Source organism: Sphingobium sp. DN12 (assembly GCF_051058005.1).
Classification (GTDB): Bacteria; Pseudomonadota; Alphaproteobacteria; order Sphingomonadales; family Sphingomonadaceae; genus Sphingobium; species Sphingobium yanoikuyae.
The window spans coordinates 3,231,925-3,243,020 of the sequence record NZ_CP173717.1; the positions used below are offsets into that span (position 1 = coordinate 3,231,925).

6 protein-coding genes are annotated in these 11,096 nt (G+C 66.8%); 5 read left to right on the forward strand and 1 reads right to left on the reverse strand.

Features of this window, described 5'->3' with window-relative positions:
- Positions 1–76: 76 nt before the first annotated feature.
- Positions 77–3,280: an amidohydrolase family protein gene (locus ACI6S0_RS15120; RefSeq protein WP_434403582.1), complete on the forward strand. Its 3,204-nt coding sequence runs from the start codon at positions 77–79 to the stop codon at positions 3,278–3,280.
- Positions 3,281–3,286: 6 nt separating this feature from the next.
- Here the strand turns inward: ACI6S0_RS15120 and ACI6S0_RS15125 are convergent, their stop codons facing one another.
- Positions 3,287–4,183, reverse strand: coding sequence for a LysR substrate-binding domain-containing protein (locus ACI6S0_RS15125; protein WP_010339681.1), 897 nt, complete (start codon positions 4,181–4,183; stop codon positions 3,287–3,289).
- Between the two features lie 329 nt (positions 4,184–4,512).
- Here ACI6S0_RS15125 and ACI6S0_RS15130 point away from each other — a divergent pair, with 329 nt between their 5' ends.
- The 4 genes from ACI6S0_RS15130 to ACI6S0_RS15145 are packed head-to-tail and all read left to right on the forward strand — an operon-like array spanning position 4,513 to position 11,087.
- The gene (locus ACI6S0_RS15130) at positions 4,513–7,707 is read left to right on the forward strand and encodes an efflux RND transporter permease subunit (protein WP_434403583.1); all 3,195 of its coding nucleotides are present in this window, start codon (positions 4,513–4,515) and stop codon (positions 7,705–7,707) included.
- A complete protein-coding gene (locus ACI6S0_RS15135) occupies positions 7,700–8,905 on the forward strand; it encodes an efflux RND transporter periplasmic adaptor subunit (protein ID WP_434403584.1) in 1,206 nt (401 codons plus the stop codon). Before ACI6S0_RS15130 ends, ACI6S0_RS15135 begins: the two co-directional genes overlap by 8 nt.
- Positions 8,895–10,301, forward strand: coding sequence for an efflux transporter outer membrane subunit (locus ACI6S0_RS15140; protein WP_434403585.1), 1,407 nt, complete (start codon positions 8,895–8,897; stop codon positions 10,299–10,301). The genes ACI6S0_RS15135 and ACI6S0_RS15140 overlap by 11 nt, the downstream gene beginning before the upstream one ends.
- A gap of 39 nt (positions 10,302–10,340) precedes the next feature.
- Positions 10,341–11,087 (forward strand): SDR family NAD(P)-dependent oxidoreductase, encoded by a 747-nt coding sequence (locus ACI6S0_RS15145; protein WP_434403587.1) that lies wholly within the window; start codon positions 10,341–10,343, stop codon positions 11,085–11,087.
- The last annotated feature ends 9 nt before the right edge of the window (positions 11,088–11,096 follow it).

The following is an 11,096-nucleotide window of genomic DNA, read 5'->3' on the forward strand; positions in this document are numbered from 1 at the left end:
GAAGAACGGGGCCGCATCCGCAAGGCTGCGGCCCCGTTCCTTATCTGCCTTCCTAGCTTCTGACCGAAAGGCCGCAATGCGTTCTCTTGCCTCCCTGCTGCTGGGTGCGTCCCTGCTCTGTGCCCATCCCGCGCTGGCGCAGGACAGCAAGGGGCTGAGCCTGACGCCCACCCGGACGCTGCGCTATGACGCGCATGAGGCAACCTGGATGCAGCCCGACATGTCGCCGGACGGCAAGACGATCCTGTTCGACCTGCTCGGCGACATCTATGCGCTCGACGCCGGCGGTGGCACGGCGCGGCCGCTGCTGACCGGCATGGCGTTCGAGCGCAATCCGGTCTTCTCGCCCGATGGCAAGCAGTTCGCCTTCCTCTCCGACCGGTCGGGCGTCACCAATCTCTGGATCGCCAATGTCGACGGCACCGGCCTAAAACAGCTGTCGCAGGACCAGTCGCTCGCCATCTATTCCTCGCCGGCCTGGTCGCCCGATGGCCGCTCTGTCTATGTCTCGCGCACGGTCCATTCGATCCTGGCGTTCGAGCTGTTCATGTATGACCGTGACGGCGGCAGCGGCATCCAGATCACCAAGGCGGGATCGCCCGACAATTGGGACGCGAAGATGAATGCCATGGGCGCGGTCGCGACGCCCGATGGCCGCTATCTCTATTATGCGACCAAGCGCGGCCATACCTGGACCGAGAATGACCTGCCCAACTGGTCGATCGCGCGCCGCGACCTCAAGAGCGGGCAGGACGAGACGATCATCCAGTCGGCCGGCGGCGCGATGCGCCCGGCGCTCTCGCATGACGGCAAGCTGCTCGCTTATGCCAGCCGGCAGGGCCAGAAGGACGGTCTCAGGCTCCGCAATCTGGAGACCGGCGAGGACAAATGGATCGCCTTCCCGATCGACCGGGACGGCCAGGATGGCGGCTATTATGCCGACCTGCTGCCGCGCTTCAGCTTCATGCCGGGCGACAAGGCGATGTTGATGAGCATCGGCGGCGGGATCAGGCGGCTCGACATTGCGTCAAGCAAGATCAGCGACATCCCCTTCACCGCGCCGGTGCAACTGGGCCTCGGCCCGCTGACCCGCGTGCGGCAGACGGAAGAGACCGGCCCGGTCCGCGTCCGCGTGGTGCAGGCGCCGCGCCAGTCGCCCGATGGCGGCAGCGTCGCCTTCACCGCTCTGGGCGGCCTCTATGTCCAGAAGCTGACAGCGAACATGACACCCAGACGCATTGTCGCGGCCGATGCCTTCCAGCCGAGCTGGTCACCCGATGGCAAGAGCATCGCCTATGTCAGCTGGACCGCCAAGGAGGGCGGGCATGTCTGGACGATCCCGGCGACGGGCGGCACGCCGCGCCGGCTGACGCAGGTCGCGGCCTATTACAGCCAACCCATCTTCACCCCCGACGGCAAGGGCGTGGTGGCGTTGCGCGCGAACCAATATGACCGGCTGCGCACCGCGTCGGAGATCGATCCCGCGCGCCCGACCGACATCATCCACATGCCCGTCGGCGGCGGCGCGGCGCGGCTGATCACCCATGCCATGGGCGCGCGCCAGCCGCAGTTCGGCAGCGAAAGTGACACCCTCTATTTCTATGGCGCGGGCGGCCTGTCCTCCGTGCCGCTGGCAGGCGGCGATCCGCAGCCGCTGCTGCGCGTGCTGGCCCATGGGCTGGGACAATATTTCCCCGGTCCGGCACCGGTCGAGGATGTGCGGATCAGCCCGGACGGCAGTCGCGCGCTCATCAAGTCGTTCAGCCAGGCCTATCTGGTCGACATTCCGCCGGCCAATGGCGGCGAGCCGGCGACCGTCAATCTCTATACGCCGGCGGTGGCGCGGCGCAAGCTGACACGGGTCGGCGCCGACTTCATCGACTGGGCCGACAAGGGCGCGACCATCACCTGGTCGGTCGGGTCGACCTTCCGCCGCTTGCCGATCGATCAGGCATTGAACGCGGCACCGGGCGCGGCCGAGACGGCGGCGCAGAGCTTCGCCCTGCCGGTCGAGTTGCCGCGCGATGTGCCCCGCGGCAGCGTCGTGCTGCGCGGCGCGACCGTCATGCCGATGGCCGGCGGACAGGATGTGATCCGCAATGCCGATATCGTCATCACCGACAACCGCATCGTCGCGGTCGGCGCCAGCGGATCGGTCGCCGTGCCGCAGGGCGCGGCGATCCGCGATGTCGGCGGCAAGTTCATCGTTCCCGGCTTCGTCGACACCCATGCCCACTGGTTCGAGATACGGCGCGGCATCCAGGAACGCGGCCATTGGGACTTTGCCGCAAACCTGGCCTTCGGTGTCACGTCGGCGCTCGACCCGCAGCCCTTCACTACCGACATCTTCGCCTATCAGGACATGATCGATGCCGGCATGATGCGGGGGCCGCGCGCCTGGTCGACCGGGCCGGGCGTGTTCGTGAATGCGGAAATCCACAGCAAACAGGATGCAGTCGACGTCCTCACCCGCTATCGCGACCATTATCGCACGCGGAACATCAAGAGCTACATGATCGGCGACCGCGCCCAGCGCCAATATATGGTCGAGGCAGCGGCGGAACTGGGCATGATGCCCACGACCGAGGGCGCGAGCGACATGGTGCTGAACCTGACCCACGCGATCGACGGCTTTTCCGGCAATGAGCACAGCATCCCGGTGTCGCCGCTGCGCGAGGATATCGTCCGCCTGTTCGCGCAGAGCCGCACCAGCTACACGCCGACCATCCTGGTCGCCTATGGCACCACCCCGGCGCTGTTCGACTTCATCATCAACAAGCGCCCGCAGGACGATGCGAAATGGACCCATTTCGTGCCGGCGGGGATCGTCAGCGACAAGCTGCGCAACCGCCACTGGATGCCGCCCGAAGCGCAGAGCTGGCAGAAGATCGCGGCCGATGCGGTGAAGATCCAGCGCGCTGGCGGCCTCGTCGGCCTTGGCAGCCATGGCGAGATTCAGGGGCTGGGCTATCAGTGGGAATTGCAGGCCTTCGCCGCTGGCGGCGCGACGCCGATGGAGGCGCTGAAGGCCGCGACGATCGGGTCGGCCGAGGTGATCGGCCATAGCGACGATGTCGGCAGCCTGGAGCCGGGCAAGTTTGCCGACCTGCTGATCCTGGACGCCGACCCGCTGGCCGACATCGCCAATGCGCAGAAGATCGGCGCGGTGATGAAGAATGGCCGGCTTTACGATCCCGCCACGCTGGATGAAATCTGGCCGACGCCTGCCAAATTGGCCGAACCCTGGTTCGCGCAGGATGGTGCCACCCCGACGCCCTGAGCCATGTCAGCGCGCCGGGCTGTCCTCCAGCACGGTCGCGCGGAACGCCTCGGCCGGGGGCGACAGGGTGCGATGGTGGATCATCCATAGCGAACTGGTGACGGGCGAGGTGAAGCGGCGGTTGACGACATTGTCGACATGCAGCCGCGCCATCGACCGCGCGATCACGGTCGGGCCGAAGCCGGCGGAGACAAGCCCCAGCAAGGTCGCCAGGCTGCGCGCCTCATGCGCGATCCGCGGCACGAAGCCCGCCGCCTCGCACTGGGCGAAGAAATGCTCGGTAAAGCCCGCCCCATTGGGCGCGCCATAAAGGACCAGCGGCTCGCCGGCGAGATCGGTGATGCTGGGATCCTCCTTGCGCAGCGCCAGCGGATGATCGTCGCGCAGTGCCAGCAGCATATCCTCGGTCAACAGGCAGTGCGACACCATGTCCTCGGGCAGGACCGGCGGCAGGAAGTCGCGCACCAGGCCGATGTCGAGCTGATGGTTGCGCACATTCTCGATCTGCTCGTCCCGCCCCTGTTCGCGCAGGATCAATTCGACCTGCGGATAGGTCTGACGAAAGCGATAGAGGGCGCTGGCGATCTGCGGCACGAACGGGCCGGACGCGGTGAAGCCCAGCCCCAGATGGCCGATCTCGCCACGCTGCGCCCGGCGCGCGGTCTGGCTGGCACGATCCGCCTGCACCAATGTCGCCCGCGCCTCCGGCTCGAACAGCCGCCCCGCTTCGGTCAGGCGGACGCGGCGGCTGGTGCGGTCGAACAGGCGCACGCCCAGTTCCTCCTCCAGCGCCCGGATCTGCTGGCTGAGCGGCGGTTGCGATATGCCCAGGCGCAGTGCGGCCCGGCCGAAATGCATTTCCTCGGCAACAGTCAGGAAATAGCGGAGATGGCGGAGATCCATTGATCCATTCGTTAGAAATATCGATTATGCCATATTATATATTAGACGCAGAATGTCCAAGGGCGCATGGCCCATCGCGGATGTGGCGGTGGTCCTCATCGTCCCATGGCATTGTGCGCGGATTCGCCCCCGATCCCGCTGCGCGTGTCATATTGCGGCCGACCAGCGGATTGCCGTCACATTCATGAATGCCGTTCATAGGCTCATGCCGCCATGCCGCTCTGGCAACCCGGCTGCAGAACCCGTAAAATAAGGGCATTCCTTCTGGAGAGGCGCCAAATTTTCGCACCCCGGCATCGTTCCGCCGGGAGATGCGCCGGGAGTCGTGAATGATCGGTATCGTCAAGGTTGCCCTGCATCGCCCGCTGACCTTCATTGTCATGGCGATCCTGATCGCGATCGTGGGTATCCTGTCCGCCGCGCGCACCCCGGTCGACATGTTCCCCAATATCCGCATCCCGGTGATCGCGGTCGCCTTCCAATATGCCGGCCTGTCGCCCGAGGACATGTCGGGCCGCATCGTCGGCCCCTATGAGCGGGTGCTGACCACCACGGTCAACGATATCGAACATATTGAAAGCCAGTCGCTGCAGGGCATTGGCGTCATCAAGATCTATTTCCAGCCCGGCGCCGACATCCGCACCGCCACCGCGCAGGTGACGTCGATCTCGCAGACCGTGCTGCGCCAGATGCCACCGGGCGTCACCCCGCCGCTGATCCTGAACTATAGCGCGTCGACGGTGCCGATCCTGCAGCTCGCTTTGTCGGGCAAGGGCCTGTCGGAACAGCAATTGTTCGACCTTGGCCAGAACCAGATCCGGCCGCAGCTGGTGACGATCCCCGGCCTCGCCATGCCCTTCCCCTCGGGCGGCAAGCAGCGCCAGGTGCAGATCGACCTCAATCCTCTGGCGCTCCAGTCAAAGGGACTGTCGGCGCAGGATGTCGGCAACGCCATCGCCGCGCAGAACCAGATCAACCCGGCCGGCTTCGTCAAGATCGGCGCGACCCAATATAGCGTCCGCCTGAACAATGCGCCGGAATCGATCGCCGCGCTCAACGACCTGCCGGTCAAGGTGGTGAACGGCGCGACCATCTATATGCGCGATGTCGCCTATGTCCGCGACGGCGCCGGTCCGCAGCAGAATATCGTCCATGTGGAAGGCAGCCGTTCGGCCCTGCTGACCGTGCTCAAAAATGGCAGCACCTCCACCCTCGCCATCGTCGACGGGGTGAAGCAGGCTCTGCCGAAGATTTCGGCTACCCTGCCCGACACGCTCAAGATCCTGCCGATCGGCGACCAGTCGCTGTTCGTGAAGGCCGCGGTCGAGGGCGTCATCCATGAAGGCGCGATCGCCGCCGCCCTCACCTCGCTGATGATCCTGCTGTTCCTGGGCAGCTGGCGTTCGACCGTCATCATCGCGCTGTCGATCCCGCTCGCCATTCTGGCCGCGATCGCGGCGCTGGCGATGTTCGGCCAGACCCTCAACGTCATGACGCTGGGCGGCCTCGCGCTGGCGGTTGGCATCCTGGTCGACGACGCGACCGTGACGATCGAGAATATCAACTGGCACCTGGAACAGGGCAAGGGCGTGATCGAGGCGATCCTGGACGGCGCGGCACAGATCGTCACGCCGGCCTTCGTCTCGCTGCTCTGCATCTGCATCGTGTTCGTGCCGATGTTCTTCCTGCCCGGCGTCGCCGGCTTCCTGTTCGTGCCGATGGCGCTGTCGGTGGTGTTCGCAATGATCGCGTCCTTCATCCTGTCGCGCACGCTGGTGCCGACCATGGCGATGTATCTGCTGAAACCACACCATGTCGGTGACGAGGACGAGCATCTGGCCGGCACCGCGACGTCCAGGAACCCGCTCGTCCGCTTCCAGCGCGGCTTTGAATATCGGTTCGAGAAGGTCCGCACATCCTATGTCGGGATGCTTCACCGCGCGCTGGGCGCCCGCAAGCCCTTCCTGATCGGCTTCATGGCGGTTGTCGTCCTGTCCTTCGGACTGCTGCCGTTCCTGGGCAGCAACTTCTTCCCGTCGGTCGATTCCGGTCAGATCGCCATGCATATCCGCGTGCCGGTCGGCGCCCGGATCGAGGATACGGCCGCCCGCTTCGACCAGATCGGACGCGAAGTGCGCAAGATCATCCCGGCCGACCAGCTGGGATCGATCACCGACAATATCGGCCTGCCGGTCAGCTCCATCAACACCGTCTACAATAATAGCGGCACCATCGGTCCGCAGGACGGCGACATGCTGATCGCGCTCAACAAGGGCCATCGTCCGACCGACGAGTTCGTCTCGCAGCTGCGCCGTAAACTGCCGCGCCGCTTCCCCGGCACGACCTTCGCCTTCCTGCCCGCCGACATCACCAGCCAGATCCTGAACTTCGGCGCGCCCGCGCCGATCGACATCCAGATCGCGGGCAAGGATGCGGAGGCGAACCGCGCCTATGCGCAGAAGCTGCTCGCGAAGATCTCGACCATTCCGGGCCTGGCCGACGCCCGCATCCAGCAGCCCGGCCGTGCGCCGCAGCTGGACGTCGATGTCGATCGCTCCCGCGTCGGCCAATATGGCCTGACCGAACGCGACGTGACCACCAGCCTTGCCAGCTCGCTGGCCGGCACCTCGCAGACCGCGCCGGTCTTCTTCGTGAACCCGCAGAACGGCGTCCAATATCCAGTCGTCGCGCAGGCACCCGAATATCTGGTCGGGTCGATGAGCGACCTGTCCAACGTCCCGGTTTCGGGTGCGGGCGCCAGCGCGGTTCAGCCGCTGGGCGGCCTGGCCACCATCGTCCGCTCCAACACCGTGCCGGTCGTGTCGCACTATAATATCGCGCCGGTGCTCGACATCTTCGCGACCACGCAGGGCCGTGACCTGGGCGCGGTGGCGGGCGACATCGACCGGGCGATCAAGTCGCTGAAGGCGGAGGAGCCCAAGGGCGCCACCATCACCATTCGCGGCCAATATGCGACGATGAACACCGCCTTCTCGGGCCTTGGCTTCGGCCTCGCCGGCGCGATCGTGCTCATCTACCTGCTGATCGTCGTCAACTTCCAGAGCTGGGTCGACCCGTTCGTCATCATCACCGCCCTGCCCGCGGCGCTGGCCGGCATCATCTGGATGCTGTTCATGACCGGCACCACTTTGTCGGTGCCGGCGCTGACCGGCGCGATCATGTGCATGGGTGTGGCGACGGCCAACTCGATCCTGGTCGTCAGCTTCGCCCGCGAACGGCTCGCCGAACTGGGCGACGCGACCAAGGCCGCGCTGGAGGCCGGCATGGTCCGCTTCCGCCCGGTGCTGATGACCGCGCTCGCCATGATCATCGGCATGGGCCCCATGGCGCTCGGCCTGGGCGAAGGCGGCGAACAAAATGCCCCGCTGGGCCGCGCCGTCGTCGGCGGCCTGATCTGCGCCACCATCGCCACCCTCTTCTTCGTCCCCACCGTCTTCGCCTTCGTCCATAGCCGCAAGGCTGCGAAGGCCAACAACATGGAAATGCAGCCGAGCCATGTCTGACCATAACAGCATCGAAAATCCCGAGCAGGCCGGCCCCGACAGCGGCACGCTGAAGAAGATCGGCATCGGCGCGGCGGTGGTCGCGCTCGCCGTGGTCGGCGTGGGCGTCGCCTCGCGCATCAGCGCCACCAACGAACTGCGCGAAACCGCCGCCGACGCATCGGTGCCGACCGTCGCGGTGGTGAAGCCGACGATGAATGGCGAGGGCAACGACCTGGTCCTGCCCGGCAATGTGCAGGCCTATAACAGCGCCGCCATCTATGCCCGCACCAATGGCTATGTCCGCCGCTGGCTGGCCGATATCGGCGACCGGGTGCGCGCGGGCCAACCGCTCGCCGTGCTCGATGCACCCGATCTCGACCAGCAGGTCGCCGCCGCGCAGGCCGATTATCAGACCGCGCTGGCCAACCAGCGCCTCGCCGAAACCACCTCGAAGCGCTGGAGCGCGATGCTGGCGCAGGACGCCGTCTCGCGGCAGGAGGCCGACGAGAAGGCCGGCGATCTCGCCGCCCGCACCGCCGTCTCCAACGCGGCGCTCGCCAACGTCAAGCGGCTGAAGGCCCAGCAGGGCTTCACCCGCCTCGCCGCGCCGTTCGACGGCGTCGTCACCAGCCGCTCGGCCCAGATCGGCGCGCTGGTGGTATCCGGTAATGCCGCCGCCCAGCCTTTGTTCACCGTGTCCGACATCCATCGCATGCGCATCTATGTCCGCGTGCCGCAGGGCTATTCGGCTTCGGTCCGGCCGGGCATGGGCGCGACCCTGACCCTGCCCGAATATCCCGGCCGCAGCTTCAACGCGACCCTGACCAGCAGTTCAGGCGCGGTCGATGCGCAGTCGGGTGCCGTGCTGGTCCAGTTGCAGGCGGAAAATCCCGACGGCGCATTGAAACCGGGTGCCTTCGCCCAGGTCAGCTTCAAGGTCGGCGCCGGCCAGGGCAATGGCATGACCCTGCCGGGCAGCGCGATCCTCTACAGCAACAACGGCCCCAGCGTCGCCGTGGTGGGCGCAGACAATCGCGTGACGATGAAGTCAGTCGCCATTTCGCGCGACGAGGGCGCCACGGTGCAGATCGCCAGCGGCGTCAGCCCCAATGACCGGATCGTCGACACCCCGCCCGACGCGATCCGCACCGGTGACATGGTGAAGGTGCAGGCGTCGGCGCCCGCCGGCGGAAAGGGTGCGACGCATGCGCGCTGACCACCGGATCGGCGGCGCGGGCGTGACATTGGCTGCGGTCTTGCTGGCCGGCTGCTCGATGGCGCCGGCCTATCAGCCGCCCCAGACCAGCGCCCCCGCCGAATATAAGGAAGTGGCCGGCTGGACCGCCGCCCAGCCGGCCGACGCGACGCCGCGCGGCAATTGGTGGGAGGCGTTCAACGATCCCATCCTCAATGACCTGGAAACCCGCGCCGCGCAGGCCAGCCCGACTTTGGCTGCTGCGCTCGCCCGCTATGACCAGGCGCGCGCCGCCGCGCGGGTGGAAAATGCCGATCTGTTCCCGCAGATCAGTGCCGGCGCCGATGCCGGCCGGCGCCGCGTGTCGGGCAACCGATTCCAGGGCAATGGCAGCGCCGTCACCTATAATGACTATGTGGTGGGCGGCAGCCTCGACTATGAACTCGACCTGTGGGGCCGCATCCGCAACAGCGTGACGGCGGCGCGGGCCGATGCCGACGCCAGCAATGCCGACCTCGCCTCCGCCCGGCTCAGCCTGCAGGCCGCCGTCGCCGACGCCTATGCGCGGCTGCGCGGGCTGGATGCGCAGGCGGAACTGCTGCACCAGACGGTCGAAGCCTTCGGCAAGGCCTATGACCTGACCGACCGGCGCCACAAGGGCGGCGTGTCGTCGGGCATCGACGTCAATCGCGCCAAGACGGTGCTGGACAATGCGAAGGCGGACATCTCAGCCATCGCCAACGAGCGCGCCGCGACCGAGCATGAGATCGCCGCGCTGGTCGGCGCGATCGCGTCAGACTTCAGCATCGCCGCCCGCACCCAGCCGCTCGCCGCCCCGGACGTGCCGACCGGCGCGCCCTCGCAACTGCTGGAGCGTCGGCCCGACATCGCCGCGGCCGAACGGCGCATGTTTGCCGCCAATGCGCGCATCGGCGTCGCCAAGGCGGCTTTCTTCCCGACGCTGACGCTGGGCCTCACCGGCGGATGGGAAACCACCCATGGCGACCTGTTCTCCACCCCCAACAGCTTCTGGGGCCTGGGCCCGGCATCGGCGCTGCTCAACCTGTTCGACGGCGGCAAGCGTCGCGCACAGGTGAAGATGTCGCGTGCCGAATATGAGGAACTGGCCGCCGGCTATCGTGACACGGTGCTCACCGCCTTCCGCCAGGTCGAGGATGCGGTTGCCGCCAATCATCACCTGTCCGACCAGATCGGCCATCAGCGCAGCGCCGCCGATGCTGCCCAGCGCACCAGCGATCTGGCGCTGACCCGCTATCGCGACGGTGCGTCTGACTATCTGGAGGTAGTGACGGCCCAGACCGATGCGCTCGACGCCCAGCGCGCGGTTCTGATCGCGCAGACCCAGCGGATGCGCGCCAGCGTCGCGCTGGTGAAGGCGCTGGGCGGGGCCGCCTGATCTCGCTATTGGGCTGACGACAAAAGACAGGAGCGCCCCATGACCAAGACCGTCCTCATCACCGGCGCGACCGCCGGCATCGGCGAAGCCGCCGTCCGCGCCTTTGCCGCCGATGGCTGGCAGGTGATCGGCACCGGCCGTCGCGCCGATCGGCTGGAAAAGCTGGCCGCCGAAATCGGTGACGCCTTCTGCCCACTGGTGTTCGACATGCGCGACGAGGCCGCGATCGATGCGGCGCTGGCCAGCCTGCCCGAAGCCTTCCGCGCGATCGACATGCTGGTCAACAATGCCGGCCTGGCGCTCGGCACCGCGCCGGCCCAGTCGGCCGACCTTGCCCAGTGGCAGCAGATGATCGAGACCAACATCACCGGCCTCGTCACCGTCACCCACAAGCTGCTGCCCGGCCTGGTCGCGCGCAAGGGCGGGATCATCAATCTGAGTTCGGTGGCGGCGACCTATCCCTATGCCGGCGGCAATGTCTATGGCGGCACCAAGGCGTTCGTGCGCCAATTCTCGCTCGGCCTGCGGTCGGACCTGCACGGGACCGGCGTGCGCGTCACATCGATCGAGCCGGGGATGGTGGAGACCGAATTCACGCTGGTCCGCACCGGCAGCCAAAAGGCGTCCGACACGCTTTACGGCAATGCCAATCCGATGACGGCGGAGGATATCGCCGCCACCCTGCTCTGGGTCGCGAACCAGCCCGCGCATCTCAACATCAACACGCTGGAACTGATGCCGGTCAGCCAGTCCTTCGCCGGCTTCCAGGTCGCGCGCGAGGGGTAAAAACTGCCG

Coding starts and splice junctions, on each gene's coding strand:
- ACI6S0_RS15120 (WP_434403582.1), top strand. CDS start 77: ATGCGTTCTCTTGCCTCCCTGCTGCTGGGTGCGTCCCTGCTCTGTGCC.
- ACI6S0_RS15125 (WP_010339681.1), bottom strand. CDS start 4,183: ATGGATCTCCGCCATCTCCGCTATTTCCTGACTGTTGCCGAGGAAATG.
- ACI6S0_RS15130 (WP_434403583.1), top strand. CDS start 4,513: ATGATCGGTATCGTCAAGGTTGCCCTGCATCGCCCGCTGACCTTCATT.
- ACI6S0_RS15135 (WP_434403584.1), top strand. CDS start 7,700: ATGTCTGACCATAACAGCATCGAAAATCCCGAGCAGGCCGGCCCCGAC.
- ACI6S0_RS15140 (WP_434403585.1), top strand. CDS start 8,895: ATGCGCGCTGACCACCGGATCGGCGGCGCGGGCGTGACATTGGCTGCG.
- ACI6S0_RS15145 (WP_434403587.1), top strand. CDS start 10,341: ATGACCAAGACCGTCCTCATCACCGGCGCGACCGCCGGCATCGGCGAA.